Annotated in this window: 13 protein-coding genes; 11 read left to right on the top strand and 2 right to left on the bottom strand. The window is 69.1% G+C overall.

Annotation, left to right across the window (positions count from 1 at the left end; all coding sequences use genetic code 11):
- The 11 genes from FIF60_RS16775 to FIF60_RS16725 form a co-directional block, all read left to right on the top strand.
- On the top strand, positions 1-1,385 hold a 1,385-nt coding region (locus tag FIF60_RS16775; RefSeq protein WP_144299436.1), incomplete at its 5' end, for a flavin monoamine oxidase family protein.
- 69 nt (positions 1,386-1,454) lie between these two features.
- Entirely contained in the window at positions 1,455-2,288 is an 834-nt protein-coding gene (locus tag FIF60_RS16770; RefSeq protein WP_456305156.1) for an ABC transporter ATP-binding protein, read from the top strand.
- Positions 2,285-4,222, top strand: a complete 1,938-nt coding sequence (locus FIF60_RS16765; RefSeq protein ID WP_144299435.1) for a long-chain fatty acid--CoA ligase — start codon at positions 2,285-2,287, stop codon at positions 4,220-4,222. Before FIF60_RS16770 ends, FIF60_RS16765 begins: the two co-directional genes overlap by 4 nt.
- On the top strand, positions 4,219-5,112 hold the full coding sequence (locus FIF60_RS16760; RefSeq protein WP_144299434.1) for a branched-chain amino acid ABC transporter permease: 894 nt from the start codon (positions 4,219-4,221) through the stop codon (positions 5,110-5,112). Before FIF60_RS16765 ends, FIF60_RS16760 begins: the two co-directional genes overlap by 4 nt.
- A gap of 6 nt (positions 5,113-5,118) precedes the next feature.
- Positions 5,119-6,189: a branched-chain amino acid ABC transporter permease gene (locus FIF60_RS16755; protein ID WP_144299433.1), complete on the top strand. Its 1,071-nt coding sequence runs from the start codon at positions 5,119-5,121 to the stop codon at positions 6,187-6,189.
- Positions 6,190-6,264: 75 nt separating this feature from the next.
- Entirely contained in the window at positions 6,265-7,563 is a 1,299-nt protein-coding gene (locus FIF60_RS16750) for an ABC transporter substrate-binding protein (protein WP_144299432.1), read from the top strand.
- 58 nt (positions 7,564-7,621) lie between these two features.
- Entirely contained in the window at positions 7,622-8,467 is an 846-nt protein-coding gene (locus FIF60_RS16745) for an ABC transporter ATP-binding protein (RefSeq protein ID WP_408869876.1), read from the top strand.
- A gap of 17 nt (positions 8,468-8,484) precedes the next feature.
- The gene (locus FIF60_RS16740; RefSeq protein WP_144299431.1) at positions 8,485-9,756 is read left to right on the top strand and encodes a phenylacetate--CoA ligase family protein; all 1,272 of its coding nucleotides are present in this window, start codon (positions 8,485-8,487) and stop codon (positions 9,754-9,756) included.
- A 1-nt stretch (position 9,757) separates the two neighbouring features.
- On the top strand, positions 9,758-10,930 hold the full coding sequence (locus tag FIF60_RS16735) for an isovaleryl-CoA dehydrogenase (RefSeq protein ID WP_144299430.1): 1,173 nt from the start codon (positions 9,758-9,760) through the stop codon (positions 10,928-10,930).
- The gene (locus FIF60_RS16730; RefSeq protein WP_144299429.1) at positions 10,927-12,534 is read left to right on the top strand and encodes a carboxyl transferase domain-containing protein; all 1,608 of its coding nucleotides are present in this window, start codon (positions 10,927-10,929) and stop codon (positions 12,532-12,534) included. The genes FIF60_RS16735 and FIF60_RS16730 overlap by 4 nt, the downstream gene beginning before the upstream one ends.
- A 5-nt stretch (positions 12,535-12,539) precedes the next feature.
- A complete protein-coding gene (locus tag FIF60_RS16725) occupies positions 12,540-14,543 on the top strand; it encodes an acetyl/propionyl/methylcrotonyl-CoA carboxylase subunit alpha (RefSeq protein ID WP_144299428.1) in 2,004 nt (667 codons plus the stop codon).
- Here the strand turns inward: FIF60_RS16725 and FIF60_RS16720 are convergent.
- A complete protein-coding gene (locus FIF60_RS16720; RefSeq protein ID WP_144299427.1) occupies positions 14,521-15,666 on the bottom strand; it encodes an acyl-CoA dehydrogenase family protein in 1,146 nt (381 codons plus the stop codon). The two genes, FIF60_RS16725 and FIF60_RS16720, sit on opposite strands and share 23 nt — an antisense overlap.
- The gene (locus FIF60_RS16715) at positions 15,644-19,150 is read right to left on the bottom strand and encodes an indolepyruvate ferredoxin oxidoreductase family protein (RefSeq protein ID WP_144299426.1); all 3,507 of its coding nucleotides are present in this window, start codon (positions 19,148-19,150) and stop codon (positions 15,644-15,646) included. Before FIF60_RS16715 ends, FIF60_RS16720 begins: the two co-directional genes overlap by 23 nt.
- Between the last annotated feature and the right edge of the window lie 11 nt (positions 19,151-19,161).

Raw genomic sequence — 19,161 nt, 5'->3', positions numbered from 1 at the left:
CCCGCCGCGCGGCGCTGGCCGGCGCCTTGGCAACCGCCACGCTCCCCGCGCTCGCGCAGCCCCGGCGCGACCTGCGCGTCGCCGTGATCGGCGCCGGCCTCGCCGGCCTCGTCTGCGCGCACAGGCTCGTCGAGGCGGGGGTGGCGGACGTGACCGTCTACGAGGCGAACCGGCGAATCGGCGGGCGGGTGATCACCGGGCGCGGGTCGGTCGGCGAGGGAACGCTCGTCGAGCTCGGCGGCAGCTTCATCAACACCGAGCACGAGGACATGCTCGCGCTCGCCAAGGAATTCGCTCTCGAGCTCGCGGACGGCGCCGAGCCGCCCGATGGCGAGCTGTCGACGACCTATTTCATCGACGGCCGGAAGCGGAGCCTCGCCGAGATCGCCGAGGCCGCGCGCGAACTGGTATCGCGCCTTGCGCCTCTGAAGGAGGCCGATGACGAGGCGAAGGCGCGCGAGGACCGCGTCTCCTCCGCCGAGCTGATGGACCGTCTCGGCGTGTCCGGCTGGCTCCGCACCCTTCTCGACGTCGGGCTGACGCAGGAGATGGGCTCCGAGCCAGGGCAGATGTCCTCGCTCTACCTCATCGAGGCCTTCGCCCCGGATCCCGCCGAGCCGAAGAACGGCCTCTTTTCCTCCGACCAGCGCTTCCAGATCACTGGCGGGAACGACAGGCTTCCGCGCGCGATCGCGGAGAAGCTCGGCCCCCGCATCCGTAGCGGCCAGAGGCTCGAGGCGCTGCGGCAGGACGGGCGGCGCTACAGGCTCACCGTGAGCGGGCGCGACGTCGTGGCCGATCTCGTCGTCATCGCCATTCCGCTGACCACGCTGCGGGCGGTCGAGCTCGCCGTGCCGCTTCCCGGGCTGACGCGGCGGGCGATCCGCGACCTTGGCTATGGCACGAACGCCAAGCTGTTCGCCGCCGTCTCCGCGCGCCCCTGGCGGGGGCAGGGCGCGAGCGGGGAGTGCCTGAACGATCTCGGCTTCCAGACCTGCTGGGAGGACCATGCCGCGCCTGGCTCGGGCGGGGCGGGGGCGCTCACGATCTTCGCAGGCGGCGAGGTGGGGCGAGGCTTCGGGCGGGGTGCGCCCGAGGCACGGGCGCGCGAGGTATGCCAGAGGCTCGACAGCGCCTTCCCCGGTGCGGCCGCGGCCTTCGCCGGCAGGGGCGAGCGCATGCACTGGCCCTCCAACCCCTATGTCGGCGGGTCCTATTCCTGTTTCCGCCCGGGCCAGTGGTACGGCCTCTCGGGCGCCTTCGCGCCTTCGGGCGGGGTGTTCTTCGCGGGAGAGCACATGAGCGAGAAATACTCCGGCTACATGAACGGCGGGGCGGAGACCGGGCGCCTCGCCGCGGAGGCCATCCTCGCGCGTGTCGCCTGAGCGAGCTTGCTTGCGGCGCGCTTCTCCGCGCCGGTAAGCTTGCGGGGAAAATCGCTCAGGCAACGACGAGTGACGCGCAGGGGAGACGTTCTGGTGGTGGGCACGCCGATGCTCGAGGCCGCGCAAGTCTCCTTGCGCTTCGGTGGCGTCCGCGCGCTGACGGACGTGTCCTTCGCCGTCCGCCCGGGCGAGCTCTTCTCGATCATCGGTCCCAATGGCGCGGGCAAGACCTCGATGGTGAACTGCATCTCCGGCCGCTACCGGCCGACGGAGGGCAGCATCCGCTTCGAGGGGCGCGACATCACCGCGCTGAAGCCCAATGCGCGCGCGGGCCTCGGCATCGGGCGCACCTTCCAGAACCTCGCCCTGTTCGGGCACATGAGCGTGCTCGACAACATCATGGTCGGCCGCCACCACCTGCTGCGGCACGGCTTCCTCACCGGGATGGTGTACTGGCTCGGCGGCGCGCAGAAGGAGGAGCTCGCGCATCGCCGCGAGGTCGAGGACATCATCGACTTCCTCGAGATCCAGCACGTGCGCAAGGCCCAGGCCGGAACGCTGAGCTACGGGTTGCGCAAGCGCGTCGAGCTCGCCCGCGCCGTGGCCCTCAAGCCCAAGCTCATCCTGCTCGATGAGCCGATGGCAGGGATGAACCTCGAGGAGAAGGAGGACATGGCCCGCTTCATCGTCGACCTCAACGAGGAATGGGGGATGACGGTGATCATGATCGAGCACGACATGGGCGTGGTGATGGACATTTCGCACCGCGTGATGGTGCTCGATTTCGGCAAGAAGATCGCCGAGGGCATGCCCGAGGAGGTGATGGCCAACGAGCATGTGCGCCGCGCCTATCTCGGCGAGGCCGACGAGGTCGTCACCGACGAGGCCGACGCCGTGTCATGACGCGCCACCCGCTGCCTGACACGCGCCGCTACGACACGCTGCCGAAACTGCTTGCCCTGCACGCGCGCGAGCATGGCGGCGAGACGGCGCTGCGCGAGAAGGATTTCGGCATCTGGCGCACCATCACCTGGGCCGAATACCACGCCCGCACGCGCGCGATCGCGCTCGGCCTGCGCACGCTCGGCGTCAAGCCAGGCGATGCCGTGGGGCTGATCGGCGACAACAGGCCCGACTGGGTGATGGGCGAGATCGCCACGCACGCCGTGGGCGCGATGAGCCTCGGCATCTACCGCGACGCGCTCGACGACGAGGTGGCCTACCTGCTCGCCCACGCAGAGGTGTCTGTCGTGCTCGCCGAGGACGAGGAGCAGGTCGACAAGCTTCTGGCGATGGGCGAGCGCACGCCGGGTCTGCGCCACATCGTGTTCGCCGATCCGCGCGGGATGCGGAAATACGACGATCCGCGGCTGATGCCGCTCGCAGCACTCATCGCACGCGGCGAGGCGGCGCACGTGGCGGAGCCCGGCCTCTATGACGGCATCGTCGGGGCGGGAGATGGCGAGGCGGTGGCCATCCTCTGCACGACCTCCGGCACGACGGCGCGGCCCAAGCTCGCGATGCTGACCTCCGGTGCCCTCATCCGCCACTGTGCTGCCTATCTCGGGGCAGACCCGAAGGGGCCGGAGGATGAGTACGTCTCCGTGCTGCCGCTGCCATGGATCATGGAGCAGGTCTACGCGCTCGGCTTCGCGCTGCTTTCGCGCATGAAGGTGAACTTCGTCGAGGAACCCGAGACGATGCTCGCCGATTTCCGCGAGATCGGGCCGACCTTCGTTCTCTTCGCGCCACGGCTCTGGGAACAGCTCGCGGCCGATGTGCGCGCGCGCATCATGGATGCCTCGCCGTTCAAGCGGCGTATGTTCGACTACGGCATGAAGCTCGGCCTCGCCGCGCTCGATTCCGGCAAGCGCTCGCCGCTCGCCGACGCGCTCCTGTTCCGCGCGCTGCGCGATCGCCTCGGCTTCAGCCGCATCACTTCCGCCGCCACCGGCGGCGCGGCACTCGGGCCCGACACGTTTCGCTTCTTCCTCGCCCTCGGCGTTCCGCTTCGCCAGCTCTACGGCCAGACGGAACTGCTGGGCGCGTACACGCTCCACCGGGAGGGCGAGGTGGATTTCAACACCGTCGGCGTGCCGTTCAACGAGGAGATCGAGGTGCGCATCGACGGCGCCGACGCGAACGGCGTCGGCGAGATCGTCACGCGCCACCCGAACCGCTTTTCCGGCTACTACCGGTCGGACGAAGGCGCGGGCGACCTGCGGGATGGCTGGCTGTACACCGGCGATGCAGGGTATTTCGACAAGCGCGGCCAGCTCGTCGTCATCGACCGCATCAAGGACATCGCGACGACCGCCGGCGGAAGCCGGTTCAGCCCGCAATTCATCGAGAACAAGCTGAAGTTCAGCCCGTACGTGGCCGAAGCCGTGATCCTCGGCGACGGGCGCGACTTCCTCGCCGCGATGATCTGCATCCGCTATCCCGTCGTGTCGAAATGGGCGGAGCGGCAGAGGATCTCCTTCACCACCTACACCGACCTCTCCGCCAAGCCGGAGGTGGCAGCACTCCTGAAGAAGGAGGTCGAGGCGGTGAATGCGGGGCTGCCGGAGGCGCAGCGCATCCGCAAGTTCCTTCTCCTCTATAAGGAGCTCGATGCCGATGACGACGAGCTCACCCGCACGCGCAAGGTGCGCCGCGGTGTCATCGCGCAAAAGTACGGCGAGATCATCGACGCGATCTACGGCGGCAGGCCCGCCATTCCGGTCGATACCGTCATCAAGTTCCAGGACGGCACCACACAGCGCATCCGCACCACCCTCGCGGTGATCGACCTGCTGCCAGGTCCTGCCCACGCACGCGAGCCGGAGGCTGCATGAACTGGGAACTGCTCTTCCAGCTCACCCTGAACGGGCTGATCGTCGGCGCGCTCTACGGCGTGGTCGCGATGAGCTTCGTGCTGATCTACAAGGCGAGCCAGGTGGTGAACTTCGCGCAGGGCGAGTTCCTGCTCGTCGGCGCCTGGGCATGCTGGTGGCTTCTGACGACGTTCCAGATGCCGTTCTTCCTCGGCTTCCTGATCACCCTCGCCTTCATGACGATCTTCGGCCTGGTGCTGCAGGTGGTGGTGCTGCGGCCGCTGATCGGCGAGCCGGTGATCAGCGTCATCATGGTTACGATCGGGCTCTCGATCTTCTTCCAGGCCCTGATGAAGTGGATGTTCGGCGTGTTCGCCCAGCCCTTCCCGCAAATCTTCGCGACCGAGCGGGTGAACATCGCCGGCCTCGAGGTGCAGAGCGTGTATCTCCTCTCGCTCGCGATCTCCGTGCTGATCATGGCGGGGTTCGGCTGGTTCTTCACCGTCTCCAAGCATGGGCTCGCGATGCGCGCGACCGCGTTCGACCAGCAGGTCGCGCAGTCGCTCGGCATCTCCGTGCGGCAGGTCTTCGCCATGTCCTGGGCGATCAGCGCGGTGGTCTCCGCCGTCGCCGGCGTCGTCGTCGGGGTAGTGAACGGCGTGTCCTCGGCGCTGTCGTTCTACGGCATCAAGGTGTTCCCCGCCGTCATCCTCGGCGGGCTGGACAGCGTCGTCGGCGCGGTGCTGGGCGGGCTGATCGTCGGCGTGCTCGAGAACGTCGCTCACTTCTTCGACAGCGAGTTCCTGAACTGGGGCAACATGTTCCAGATCGCGCCGTTCTACGTGCTGATCATCATCCTGATGATCAAGCCGTACGGGCTGTTCGGCACGAAGAACATCGAGCGGGTGTAGAGCATCGTGGCAGGCATTGCCCTCACGCCGAGCGGGGATTTCCGCGAGAGCTACCGCGACGACACGACGATCTTCCCTACGAAGGTCTCGCGCGCAGTCGCGGTCGGCTCCGTCGCGCTGCTCTGCCTCGCCCCGCTGACCGGTGACCGCTATCTCCTGAGCCTGATGATCCAGGCGGGCTATCTCGGCATCGCCGCGCTCGGGCTCAACATCCTCGTCGGCTTCACCGGGCAGATCTCCATCGGCCACGCGGCGTTCTTCGGCGTCGGCGCCTTCTCCTCTGCCTTCCTGGTCGACAAGGGCGTGCCGGTGTTCTTCTCCATCCCGCTTGCCGGGCTGATGACCACCGCCGTCGGCATGGTGTTCGGACTTCCTGCGGCGCGGCTGAAGGGGCTCTACCTCGCGATCGCGACGCTGGCGGCGCAGTTCATCATCGAGGATTTCTTCGCCAGGGCCCGCTGGTTCACCGGAGGCGTGGCGGGGCAGGTGACGAAGCCGTTCTCCCTGTTCGGCTTCTCCTTCGACACGAACGAGACCTATTTCTACGTCGTTCTCGCCTATGTCGTGGTGATGTTCCTGTTCGCTGCGAACCTCATGCGCACGCGGGATGGCCGCGCGCTCGTCGCGGTGCGCGACCACTACCTCTCGGCCGAGATGATGGGGATCAACCTCACCTACTACCGCACCCTCTCGTTCGGCATCTCGAGCTTCTACGCCGGCATCGGCGGCGCGCTCTACGCCCACTACCTGCTGTTCGTCTCCGTCGAGGCGTTCAACATCGTGTTCTCCATCCAGTTCCTCGCCATGATCATCATCGGGGGCTTAGGCAGCGTCATGGGCTCGATGATGGGTGCCGTGTTCATGGTGCTGCTGCCCGAGGTGGTGCAGACGGCAGTGGACATCCTCTCGGGCAGCGCGATCGACCGTGCGCTTGGCCTCGCCGGTGCGATCTCGTTCATCCGCGAGATGGCGATCGGCGCGGCGATCGTCCTGTTCCTGATCTTCGAGCCGGATGGGCTCGCCCATCGCTGGCGGCAGATCAAGGCATACTGGAAGCTCTATCCGTTCTCGCACTAGTGTTGCGACACGATGCCGCATGAAGCGGCCAGCGGCCGGGGTCAGGGGACCCGGGCCGAGACAAGGAGGGAAGAGATGCGTCATTGGGGTGGATTGCGGGCGGCCCTGCTCGGCGGTGCGCTGATTGCCGCGGCGGGAACGGCGGAGGCGCAGAACCGGGTCCCTGTCGGGCATCTGATGGACAATTCGGGCGCGACCTCGGATGTCGGCGTGCCCTACGGCCAGGGGGTCGCGGATGCGCTCGCCTGGGTGAACCGGTCGCGCAGCGGCGTCGCCGGGCGCCAGCTCAATGTCCTCGGCTTCGACTACGGCTACCAGGCGCCGCGCGCCATCGCCCAGTACCAGGCCTGGACGAATCGCGAGCGCGTCGTCGCCATCCAGGGTTGGGGCACGGCGGACACGGAGGCGCTGATCGCCTTCGTCACGCGTGACCGCATTCCCTACATCTCCGCCTCCTACTCCGCCGCGTTGACCGACCCGACGGGCCGCGCGCCGAAGGCGGACAAGGCGGCGCCGTTCAACTTCTTCTATGGCCCCTCCTACTCCGATGCGCTGCGCGCGATGATCCAGTGGGCGGCGGATGACTGGAAGAAGAAGGGACGCGAGGGGCGGCCGAAATACGTCCACATGGGCGCGAACCACCCCTACCCGAACTCGCCCAAGGAGGCGGGCGAGACGCTCGCGCGCGAGCTCGGCTTCGATGTCCTGCCCGCGATCCAGTTCGCGCTGACGCCCGGCGACTTCACCGCGCAATGCCTGACGCTGAAGAACGGCGGCGCGAACTACGCCTATCTCGGCAACACGGCCGGCTCGAACATCTCCGTTCTCCGCGCCTGCCAGACGGCGGGGGTGGAGGTGCAGTTCCTCGGCAATGTCTGGGGGATGGACGAGAACGCCATGAAGGCCGCCGGTACGGCCGCGAACGGCGTTGTGTTCCCCGTCCGCACCGCCGCGGTGTGGGGCGGCAATGCGCCGGGCATGGAGACGGTGCGCCAGATCAGCCGCGTGTCCGACCAGGCGGGCAACGCGTACCGGCCGGTGCACTACCTCGCTGGGGTGTGCAGCGCGATGCTGATGGTCGAGGCGATGGAAACCGCCGCGGCCAATGGCGGGCAGGTGACGGGCGACCGTATCCGCGAGGGCTTCTATGCGCGGCAGAACTGGGTGCCGAGCGGGTTCGAGGGGGTGTGCAACCCCTCGACCTTCACGGTGGAAGACCATCGCGGGACGATGCGCGTCGCGCTCTATCGCGCGTCGGTGTCGGGCAACACGGCACAGGGCTCGGTGGCGGAGCTGATGGCCGCTGGCACGATGAAGATCGAGCAGATCGCGACGATCGAGCTCGAGCGCAAGCGCGAGTGGCTCGGCTGGTGAGCCAGCGGGGCGTCAGGGCGGCGGGGCAACCCGCCGCCCGCGTCCTCGGGGCGCGGTGATGGACCAGCGCGCCGACACCGCGGCGCCGCGCGCGCCGAGGCTCGTCGATACGCTGCCGAGCCTGCTCGAGGTCAACAACATCGAGGTCGTCTACAACGACGTGATCCTCGTCCTGCGCGGCCTGTCGCTCAAGGTTCCGGAGGGGCACATCGTCGCGCTGCTCGGCGCGAACGGCGCGGGAAAGTCGACGACGCTGAAGGCGATCAGCGGGCTTCTCAAGACCGAGGAAGGCGCGATCACGCGTGGCGACGTGACCTTCGCCGGCGAGCGCATCAACGGCATCGACCCGGACCGCATCGTGCGGAAGGGCATCTTCCAGGTAATGGAGGGCCGGCGGATCATCGCCGACATGACCTGCATCGAGAACCTCCGCCTCGGTGCCTTCACGCGCTCCGATGGCGAGGTGAAGAGCGATATCGATCGCGTGTTCTCCTACTTCCCCCGGCTGCGCGAGCGTACCGGCCTCGCGGGCTATCTCTCGGGGGGCGAGCAGCAGATGCTCGCGATCGGGCGTGCGCTGATGGCGCGGCCGAAGCTCATCCTGATGGACGAGCCCTCGATGGGCCTCTCGCCCCTTCTCGTGAAGGAGGTGTTCGGCATCATCCGTCGGCTGAACCGGGACCTCGGCATCACCATCCTGCTCGTCGAGCAGAATGCGCGGATGGCGCTGTCGGTCGCGAGCTACGGCTACGTGATGGAGCAGGGCAAGGTCGTGCTCGACGGCACCGCCGAGGCGCTTGCCGACAACGAGGACGTGAAGGAATTCTATCTCGGCGGGCATGGGGCCGAGCGGAAGAGCTTCCGCAACCTCAAGAGCTACAAGCGCCGCAAACGCTGGCTTTGACCGGAGGTGATGGCGGAATGGGACTTGGCGCGACGGTAGTGAGGCGGCGGCGCGAAGGCGAGTACTTCGACGTTCTCGAGACGCGCGACGAGGAGGCACGCGAGGAAGCGCTGATGGCCGCGCTGTCCGCGCATGTCGCGCAGGCCCGCGCCCAGGCGCCCTATTACGCCCGCGTGCTGCAGCATGTGGAGCCAGACCAGGTCTCGAACCGGGCGGCGCTCGCCGCCCTGCCGCTGACGCGCAAGTCCGACCTCGTCCCGCTCCAGGCCGGCCGGCCGCCCTTCGGCGAGCTGATCGCCATCCCGCCAGGCCGGCTCGCGCGCATCTTCGTCAGCCCCGGCCCGATCTACGACCCCGAGGCGCCAGGGCGGGACTTCTTCCGCTTCGCCCGCGCGCTCTTCGCCTCGGGGCTTCGCTCGGGGCAGATCCTGCACAATACCTTCGCCTATCACTTCACGCCCGCAGGCGCGATGATGGAATCCGGCGCCCGCGCGCTCGGCTCGGCGGTGGTTCCGGCAGGCCCGGGAAATCTCGAGCAGCAGGCGAGGGCCATCGCACATCTGCGAAGCCACTGCTACGCCGGAACGCCTGAGTTCCTGAGGGCGATCCTCGAGAAGGGGGACGAGCTCGGCCTCGATCTCACCACGCTTCGCCGCGGCCACGTGACGGGGGGCGCATATACCCAGGCACTCCGCTCCTGGTACGCCGAGCGCGGGCTCATCGTGCTGCAGAGCTACGGCACGGCCGATCTCGGCCTCGTCGCGTATGAGAGCGAGGCGCGCGAGGGCATGATCCTCGACGAGCACGTGCTGGTCGAGATCGTCCGCCCCGGAACGGGAGAACCGGTGCCGGATGGCGAGGTCGGCGAGGTGGTGGTGACGCTGCTTGTCCCCGAATACCCGTTGATCCGCTTCGCGACCGGCGACCTCTCCGCCGTGCTGCCAGGCCAGTCGTCCTGCGGGCGGACAAATACGCGCATCCGCGGCTGGATGGGCCGGGCTGACCAGGCGGCAAAGGTGAAGGGCATGTTCGTCCGCCCCGAGCAGATCGCCGATCTCGCCCGCCGCTTCCCTGGGTTGGGCCGCATGCGCCTCGTGATCGACCGCAAGGGTGATGCCGATACGATGGCGCTTCGCGTCGAGGCGGCAGGCGAGCAGGAGGGGCTTGCCGCCAAGCTCGCCGAGGCGCTGCAGGGGGTGACGAAGCTCCGTGGCGACGTCGAGCTGCACGCGCCTGGCTCGCTGCCGAATGACGGCAAGGTCATCGACGACCTTCGCAAGGTGGAATGAGATGATCCCGAATCGGCTCACCGCGCTCGAGTTCGATCATGGCGAGGAGATCGCCATGCTGCGCGAGAGCGTGCGCTCCTTCGCGGAGGACCGTATCGCCCCGCTCGCCGCCGAGATCGACCGGACCGACGAGTTCCCCCGCCATCTCTGGCCGGAGATGGGCGCGCTCGGCCTGCACGGCATCACGGTGGGCGAGGAGCTTGGCGGGGCGGGGCTCGGCTATCTCGCCCATTGCGTGGCGATGGAGGAGGTGAGCCGCGCTTCCGCCTCCGTCGGCCTCTCGTACGGCGCCCACTCGAACCTCTGCATCAACCAGATCAAGCTGAACGGTTCGGAGGAACAGAAGCGCCGCTACCTGCCGAAGCTGATCAGCGGCGAGCATCTCGGCGCGCTGGCGATGAGCGAGCCAGGCGCGGGGTCCGACGTCGTCTCGATGACGCTGCGCGCAGAGAAGCGCGGCGACCGCTTCGTGCTGAACGGCACGAAGATGTGGATCACCAACGCGCACTATGCCGAGACGTTGGTGGTCTACGCCAAGACCGACCCGACGGCAGGCAAGGACGGCATCACCGCCTTCATCGTCGAGCGCGGGTTCAAGGGATTCCGGCCCGCGCAGAAGCTCGACAAGCTCGGCATGCGCGGCAGCCCGACGAGCGAGCTCGTGTTCGAGGATGTCGAGGTGCCGGAGGAGAACGTGCTCGGCCGCGTCGGCGGCGGCGTGCGCGTTCTGATGAGCGGGCTCGACTACGAGCGCGCGGTGCTCGCTGCCGGTCCGCTTGGCATCATGCAGGCCTGCATGGATGTGGTCCTTCCATACGTGCACGAGCGCAAGCAGTTCGGCCAGGCGATCGGTGAGTTCCAGCTCGTGCAGGCCAAGATCGCCGATATGTACACGAGCTTCTCCGCCTGTCGTGCCTACGTCTACGCTGTCGCCCAGGCCTGCGACCGCGGGCGGGTGACGCGCAAGGACGCCGCCGGCGCGATCCTCTACGCCGCGGAAGCGGCGACGAAGATGGCGCTCGACGCGATCCAGCTTCTCGGCGGCAACGGCTACATCAACGAGTATCCGACGGGGCGGCTGCTCCGCGACGCCAAGCTCTACGAGATCGGCGCGGGCACGAGCGAGATCAGGCGCATGCTCATCGGGCGCGAGCTGTTCCGCGAGACCGCGTGAGCGTCCTTCCCTCCAGCGTCGACACCCGCTCGGAGGCGTTCCGCCGAAACGCCGAGGCGAACGGCGCGGCGCTCGCCGAACTCGAGCAGCGCATCGCGGAAGCCTCGCTCGGCGGGCCGGAAACGGCCCGGCAGAGGCATCTCTCTCGCGGCAAGCTGCTGCCGCGTGATCGTGTCGAGGCGCTTCTCGACCCCGGCACGCCCTTCCTCGAGCTCTCGCCCTTGGCGGCCTATGGGATGTATGGCGGCGAGGTTCCGGCTGCCGGGATGATCACCGGCATCGGCCGGGTGTCAGGGCGGGAATGCGTCATCGTCGCAAACGACGCGACGGTGAAGGGCGGCAGCTACTACCCGCTGACGGTGAAGAAGCACCTTCGCGCGCAGGAGATCGCCGAGGCGAACCGGCTCCCCTGTATCTACCTCGTCGACAGCGGCGGGGCCAACCTGCCGAACCAGGACGAGATTTTCCCCGACCGTGACCATTTCGGCCGCATCTTCTACAACCAGGCGCAGATGTCGGCCGCCGGCATCCCGCAGATCGCTGTGGTGATGGGAAGCTGCACGGCAGGCGGCGCCTATGTTCCGGCGATGTGCGACGAGAGCATCATCGTGCGCGAGCAGGGCACGATCTTCCTCGCCGGCCCCCCGCTCGTGAAGGCAGCGACGGGCGAGGTCGTCACCGCGGAGGATCTCGGCGGAGCGGATGTGCACACGCGCATCTCCGGCGTGGCCGACCACATGGCGAACGACGATGCGCATGCACTCGGCCTCGCGCGCCGGGTCGTCGCGCATCTCGGCTCTGCCAAGCACGTGTCGCTTCCCCTCCGCGCGCCTCGGCCGCCGGCCCATGACCCTGCCGAGCTCGCCGGAATCGTTCCGCCGGACACGCGCACGCCCCATGACGTGCGCGAAGTGATCGCGCGCATCGTCGACGGCTCGGAGCTCGACGAGTTCAAGCACCGCTACGGATCCACCCTCGTCTGCGGCTTCGCGCATGTCTGGGGCTACCCCGTCGGCATCGTCGCCAACAACGGCATCCTGTTCAGCGAGAGTGCGCTGAAGGGCGCGCATTTCGTGGAGCTGTGCAGCCAGCGCGGCATCCCGCTCGTGTTCCTGCAGAACATCGCGGGCTTCATGGTGGGGCGGAAGTACGAGGCGGGCGGCATCGCCAAGGATGGCGCGAAGCTCGTCACCGCCGTCGCCACCACCGCGGTGCCGAAGTTCACGGTGCTGATCGGCGGCTCGTTCGGGGCGGGAAACTACGGCATGTGCGGCCGCGCCTATTCGCCCCGGTTCCTGTTCACCTGGCCGAACAGCCGGATCAGCGTGATGGGCGGCGAGCAGGCCGCGAGCGTGCTGGCCACCATCCGGGCCGATGCGATGGCCGCCCGCGGCGAAACCTGGCCGGAGGCGGAGCAGGAGGCGTTCAAGACGCCGATCCGCGAGAAGTACGAGCGCGAGGGCAGCCCCTACTACGCCACGGCAAGGCTCTGGGATGACGGAATTATCCCGCCGGCGCGCACGCGCGATGTTCTCGGGCTCGCGCTCTCCGCCGCGCTGAACGCACCGATCGGGCCGACGCGCTTCGGCCTGTTCCGGATGTAAGGGCGATGTTCCGCTCCGTCCTCGTCGCCAACCGGGGAGAGATCGCCGTTCGCGTGTTCCGCACGGCGCGGGCGATGGGACTGCGCTGCATCGCCGTCCATTCCGAGGCCGATGCTGGCGCGATGCATGTCGCGATGGCCGACGAGGCGATCGCCATCGGTCCCGCCCCCGCGTCCGAAAGCTATCTCCGCGTCGAGCGCATCATCGAGGCGGCGAAGCGCACGGGCGCCGAGGCGATCCACCCGGGCTACGGATTCCTGTCCGAAAACCCGCTCTTCGCCGAGGCCTGCGCTGCAGCCGGCATCGCCTTCGTCGGACCTTCCGCATCGGCCATGCGCGCGATGGGCGGCAAGGCGGCGGCGAAGGCGCTGATGGCCGCGGCCGGCGTGCCGCTCGTCCCCGGCTATCACGGCGAGGACCAGGAGCCTTCCCTGCTCGCGGAGGAAGCGGCGCGCATCGGCTATCCCGTTCTCATCAAGGCCTCGGCCGGAGGCGGCGGGCGGGGCATGCGCGTCGTCGAGCGCGAGGGCGGGTTCGCCGAGGCGCTCTGGTCAGCGCAGCGCGAGGCCGAGGCCGCGTTCGGCGACCATCGGGTTCTGGTCGAGAAGTATCTAGCCCGGCCGCGGCACATCGAGGTGCAGGTGCTCGCCGATTCGCACGGCGCCACGCTCGCGCTCTCGAGCCGCGACTGCTCGATCCAGCGCCGGCATCAGAAGATCGTCGAGGAGGCGCCTGCGCCGTTCCTCCCCGATGCCATGCGCGCGGCACTCGGCGAGGCCGCCGTCGCAGCCGCGAAGGCCGTCGGCTACGTCAATGCCGGAACGGTCGAGTTCATCGCCGAGGGCGATCGCTTCTTCTTCATGGAGATGAATACGCGGCTTCAGGTCGAGCATCCTGTGACGGAGGCGATCACGGGGCTCGATCTCGTCGCCTGGCAACTTCGGATCGCTTCGGGAGAGAAGCTTCCCTTCGGCGCCGAACCTTCGCTGTCTGGCCACGCGATCGAAGTGCGGCTCTGCGCGGAGGAGCCGCGCGCGGGCTGGCGGCCTGCCGTGGGGCGGCTCTCGCGCTTCGTGATGCCTGAGGGGGAAGGCATACGCGTCGATACCGGCGTGCGGGAAGGCGATGCGGTGACGCCCTTCTACGATTCGATGGTGGCGAAGATCATCGCCCATGGCGCGACGCGTGACGACGCGATCGCGCGCCTCCGCTCGGCGCTCGATGCGACCGAGGTCGATGGTGTCGCGACCAATCTCGACGCCTTGCGCGCGATTCTCGCCGTTCCGGCATTCGCCGCTGCGGCGCCGGCGACCACCTTCCTCGCCGAGCATGAGGCGCAGGTGCTCGCCCCGCCTCGGCCGGCGCCGAAGCGCGCCCTGCTTGCCGCGGTCGCGGCCGTGATCGACGCCGAACGCAGGCAGCCTGCTGCCAGCGCAGCCGACCCCGCGAGCCCGTGGGAGATGCGCGAAGGCTGGCGGCTGTTCGGTGCGGCACGGAGGGTGCTGCGGCTCCATGCCGACGGGCGGGAGATCGAGGTCCCGCTCGCCTATCGCAGCGCGGGCGTCATGGCGCGGCTGGAGGGAGAGGAGCACGCGCTCTCCTGGCGTCGCGACGGGCGGGATGGCGCGTTCCGTATCCGCATCGATGATACCGAGGCCGCGGCGACCGTTCTCCGCTCGCCCGGCGCCGTCACCGTCACCCTGCCTGGGCAGGGCCGGTGGAGGATCGGCATCGTCGACGCGCTCGAGCCCGCGCGGGGCGACGTCGCGGGTGACGATCGCGTCGCCTCGCCGATTCCCGGGCGCGTCGCCTCCGTGCAGTGCGCGGTCGGGGACGTTGTGGCGCGCGGGCAGGTTCTCGTCGTCGTCGAGGCGATGAAGACCGAGCTCCGCATCGCCGCACCTGTGGACGGTACCGTCGCGCGCGTCGATGTGGCCGCCGGAGACCAGGTCGAGGAGGGGATGGAGCTCGTGCTGCTCGAGCCCGCTACAGCATCCGCCCAAGAATGATCTTCTGCACGTCCGACGTGCCCTCGTAGATCTGGCAGACGCGCACGTCGCGGTAGATCCGCTCCACGGGATAGTCGGCGAGGTAGCCGTAGCCGCCGAGCGTCTGGATCGCCGCCGAGCACACCGCCTCGGCCATCTCGGAGGCATAGAGCTTAGCCATGCAGGCGGCTTCGAGGGAGGGCTCGCCCGCGTCCTTCAGCCTGCAGGCATGGTGGGTGAGCTGCCGTGCGGCCTCGAGCCGCGTCTTGGCTTCCACGAGGCGGAAGCGCACGGCCTGGTGACCGATGATCTTCTCCCCGAATGCCTCGCGCTCCTTCGCATAGGCGATCGCGTAGTCGAGCGCGGCGCGGGCCATGCCGAGACTCTGCGCCGCGATGCCGATGCGCCCTGCCTCGAGCGTCGAGAGGGCGATGCGATAGCCTTCGCCCTCTGCGCCCACCAGCGCGTCGGCCGGAACCTCCATCCCCTCGAAATGGATCGCACACGTATCGGAGGCGTGCTGGCCGAGCTTCTCCTCCAGCCGGGCGATGACGAAGCCCTTGGTATCCGTCGGTACGATGAAACAGGAGATGCCCTTCTTGCCCGCCTCCGCGTCCGTCACCGCGAAGAGCACGCACAGCTTCGCGATGCGTCCGTTCGAGATGAACTGCTTGGCGCCGTCGATCACCCAGCCGCTGTTGGTGCGCACCGCGCGCGTGCGCAGGGCGGATGCGTCTGAGCCCGCCTGCGGCTCCGTCAGCGCGAAGCAGGACACCGCCTCGCCAGAGGCCATCGGCCGGAGCCAGCGCTGCTTCTGCGCCTCCGTGCCGAAGCGTTCGAGGATCAGGCAGGTCGGCGAGTTATGGACGGAAAGCATGGTGGAGACAGAGCCATCGCCTGCCGCGATCTCCTCGAGCGCCATCGCGTAGGTCAGCGTATCGAGGCCCGCACCACCCCAGTCCGGGGCGATCGTCGCGCCGAAGAAGCCGAGCGCGCCGAGCTCGGCGATGATCTCGGGTTCGATCGCTCCGGCCTTCGCGCGTGCTGCTGCGCCCGGGGCCAGCTTCTCCTGCGCGAAGGCGCGCGCGGTCTCGACAACGAGGGCACGCGTGTCGGCCATGTCACCCGGCGTGCGATCGAGCATGCTCACTCTCCGTCCCCGGCCGATGCGGCTTCTGCTTGTCGTCGGGCGTGATTCTGGCCGCGGCGAGCCGCTCGCGCAATGCATGCCGGGCGGGTTCCGCGCTTGCGTGGCTCGCCTGCTTGACCGGGCCGAAGCCACGGACCCGGAACGGATGGCGCGCAAGTGCGGTCGCATCCTCAACCGTCGCGGGAGACAGCGCGGCGAGGGCGAGCGCGACGTCGCTCTCGTAATCCGCGAGCATGCTCCGTTCGAGCCGCCTGTCCTGCTGCCGTGCGAACGGGTCGAGCCAGGTGCCGCGCAGGCGCCTGAAGCCGGCGAGAAGGCGGAAAAGCGGAAGGGCGATGGTGCCGGAGATGGCGATCTTGCGCCGCCGCCCCGTCGCACGGTCGCGCCCAAGCCAAGGCAAGGGCGGCGAAAGATGGAACCGGAGCGCTGCGGGACTGTCCGCCCCGCCAGGCAGAGCCTGCGCCGCGGCGTCGAGATGCAGCCGCGCCACCTCGTACTCGTCCTTCACTGCGAGCACGTGGAAATAGCCTTCGGCCACCGCACAGGCGAAGCCGCCCACCGCGCCGAGCGCCGTCCGCTCGCCCTGTGCGGCACGTTCGACGAGCGCGCGGTAGCGAGCGGCAAGCGTCTCGTCCTGATACCGAACGAGCTCGGCCGCGCGTGCGTCGACCAGGTCGGCCAGTGACGATGTCGCAGGCGGTGCGCCGAGCACGGCGTCGGCAAGCGAGGGGTCGGCCGCGAGGGCGCGGCCCCAGAGGAAAGCGCGATTGTTTATCTCGACCGCTGTGCCGTTGAGCGCGATCGCCTCGCGCAGCGCCGCCTCGCCGACAGGGATGAGGCCGCGCTGCCAGGCAGCGCCGAGCAGGAGCGTGTTCATCGCCATCGCGTCCCCGAACAGCGCCTCGGCGATACGAGTCGATTCGACCCAGAGGGCGCTCCCTTCGGCCACCGCGCCGGCAAGCGCGCGTCGGTGCGCGGCCGCATCGAGCACCACGTCGGGGTCGCGCACCATCGCCGCAACCGCCGGCAATGCCGCGTTGCCGACAATCGATCCCTTCGATGAGACGCGCGGCAGCACGTCGCGCCCGGCAGCGACGGCGAGATCGCCGGCCAGAAGCAGGTCTGCCCGGCCGGCGGGGACGCGCGGCACGTCGAGCATCGTCTCGTCGGGTGCGATCTGCACATGCGCGACGACCGCGCCGTTCTTCTGCGCAAGCCCCGTAAAGTCGAGGGTACGCACCGCCCGGCCTTCGAGATGCGCGGCCATCGCGACGATCGCACCGGTGGTCACGATGCCGCCGCCGCCGACGCCGGCAAACAGCGCGCGCCACGGACCGGCGAGCGGGCGCGGCGGCGGCGGCGCAAGGCGTCCGGCGAGGCTTGCCTCCAGCGCGGCGAGATGCGGCGCGGGCACGTGCCTGCGCGGCCCGGCGACCGTGACGAAGGACGGGCAGAACCCCTTGAGGCAGGAGAGGTCGGTGTTACAGGCCGATGGCGAGATGCGGCGCTTGCGGCCGTATTCTGTCTCGACCGGCTCGATCGCGACGCAGTTCGACTGCACGGTGCAGTCGCCGCAATTCTCGCAGACGCGGTCGTTGATCAGCACCGTCGTCGGCGCCTCCGCGGCGGCGCCGCGCTTGCGCTTGCGGCGCTTCTCGGTCGCGCAGATCTGATCGTACAGGATAGCCGAGACACCGTCATGCTCGCGGAACGACCGCTGCACGGCATCGAGCGCGTCGCGCGTGTGCCGCTCGGTTCCGGTAGGCAGGTCGCGCGCCGCGGGCAGCCGGGCGGCATCGTCCGCCACCACGGCGATACGGCCCACGCCTTCGGCCGCAAGCTGGTGCGCGACCTGCGCCACGCTCGGCCCGCCATCGACCGGCTGGCCGCCGGTCATGGCAACGGCGCTGTTGTAGAGGATCTTGTAGGTCACCCGCGTTTTCGCCGCGACCGCCTGGCGGATCGCAAGCAGCCCGGAGTGCTGATAGGTGCCGTCGCCCATGTTGACGAAGAGATGCGGCAGCTCGGTGAAGCGGCTGAGCCCCGCCCAGGTCGCCCCCTCGGCGCCCATCTGCGTCACCGTACGCGCCCGGCCGACCTCGCCGAGAGCGAGGGTATGGCAGCCGATGCCGCCCATCGCGATCGAGCCATCGGGCACCACGGTCGAGGTGTTGTGCGGGCAGCCGGCGCAGAAGAACGGCGCGCGCTTGAGCGCAGCGGCGGCGTAGGCAGGCGGCGGGGAAGGCGCGGCGACGTCATGGCCCATGTCGCGAAGGAACCGCGAAAGGGCGGTGGCGACGAGGAAGGGGTCGAGCTCTCCCGCCTCGGGCAGAAGCCGCGCGCCGTCGAGCCCTGTCTTGCCCGCGATGGCGGGGCGCTGGTCTGCCGCAAGCCCGTAGAGCGCGTCGCGGATCTGGCGCTCGACGATGCTGCGCTTCTCCTCGATGACGAGGAGCGCGCGCTTGCCGTCCGCGAAGGCGCGGAGCCCCTCCGTCTCGAGCGGCCAGGACAGCGCGACCTTGTAGAGCGCGATGCCCATCGCCTCGGCCCGTGCAGGGGGGATGCCGAGATCGTCGAGCGCGCGCAGCACGTCGAGATGCGCCTTGCCGGTGGTCACGAGCCCGATCGGCGCGCGCGGCCTGCCGAACACGACGCGGTCGAGCCTGTTCGCGCGCGCCCAGGCCCGCGCCGCCGGAAGCTTCTCCTCGACGAGCCGGCGCTCGAGCTCGGCACGCTGGGCCGGCCATTGCAGGCGTGGGTCGAAATTGAGCCCGTGCGGAGGCACCACGAAATCCGCCGGCAGGGCGAAGGCATGATCCTCCGGCACCACGAGGGTGGACGCGCCCTCGACCGTCTCGGCGATGGTCTTCATCGCCACCCAGAGGCCGGAGAACCGGCTCAGCGCATAGCCCGCGAGGCCGAGCGGGACGATCTCGGACACGGATGCCGGCTGCAGAACCGGGATCATCACCGCCTCGAACACCATGTCGGTCTGGTGCGGCAGCACGGAGGACTGTGCTGCATGGTCGTCGCCCGCGACAGCGATCACGCCGCCGTGCCGCGAGGTGCCGAAGGTATTCACGTGGCGGAGCGCATCGGCCGAGCGGTCGACGCCGGGGCCCTTGCCGTACCAGAGGCCGAACACGCCGTCGTGCTTCGCGCCGGGGAAGGCCGCCGCTTCCTGCGTGCCCCAGATCATCGTCGCGGCGAGATCCTCGTTGATGCCCGGCTCGAAGCTGATCCGATGGGCATCGAGGAGTGCGCGACGCCGCCACAGCTCCTGGTCGACGCCCCCGAGCGGCGAGCCGCGATAGCCCGATACGAACCCCGCCGTGTCGAGCCCGGCCGCGCGGTCGCGCCGCGCCTGCTCGAGCAGCAGGCGGATCAGCGCCTGGGTTCCAGTCAACAGGACGGGGGCGCCGAGCTCCACGAAGCGGCTCTCGAGCGTGATCGGCGTCCTGCCTGACACTGCGTCCATCGTCGGACGGC

Source organism: Elioraea rosea, assembly GCF_007644105.1.
Lineage (GTDB): Bacteria > Pseudomonadota > Alphaproteobacteria > Acetobacterales > Acetobacteraceae > Elioraea_A > Elioraea_A rosea.
This window is presented reverse-complemented; position numbering and strand designations above follow the sequence as displayed.

Coding starts and splice junctions, on each gene's coding strand:
- FIF60_RS16765 (WP_144299435.1), top strand. CDS start 2,285: ATGACGCGCCACCCGCTGCCTGACACGCGCCGCTACGACACGCTGCCG.
- FIF60_RS16760 (WP_144299434.1), top strand. CDS start 4,219: ATGAACTGGGAACTGCTCTTCCAGCTCACCCTGAACGGGCTGATCGTC.
- FIF60_RS16750 (WP_144299432.1), top strand. CDS start 6,265: ATGCGTCATTGGGGTGGATTGCGGGCGGCCCTGCTCGGCGGTGCGCTG.
- FIF60_RS16745 (WP_408869876.1), top strand. CDS start 7,622: ATGGACCAGCGCGCCGACACCGCGGCGCCGCGCGCGCCGAGGCTCGTC.
- FIF60_RS16740 (WP_144299431.1), top strand. CDS start 8,485: ATGGGACTTGGCGCGACGGTAGTGAGGCGGCGGCGCGAAGGCGAGTAC.
- FIF60_RS16735 (WP_144299430.1), top strand. CDS start 9,758: ATGATCCCGAATCGGCTCACCGCGCTCGAGTTCGATCATGGCGAGGAG.
- FIF60_RS16725 (WP_144299428.1), top strand. CDS start 12,540: ATGTTCCGCTCCGTCCTCGTCGCCAACCGGGGAGAGATCGCCGTTCGC.
- FIF60_RS16720 (WP_144299427.1), bottom strand. CDS start 15,666: ATGCTCGATCGCACGCCGGGTGACATGGCCGACACGCGTGCCCTCGTT.
- FIF60_RS16715 (WP_144299426.1), bottom strand. CDS start 19,150: ATGGACGCAGTGTCAGGCAGGACGCCGATCACGCTCGAGAGCCGCTTC.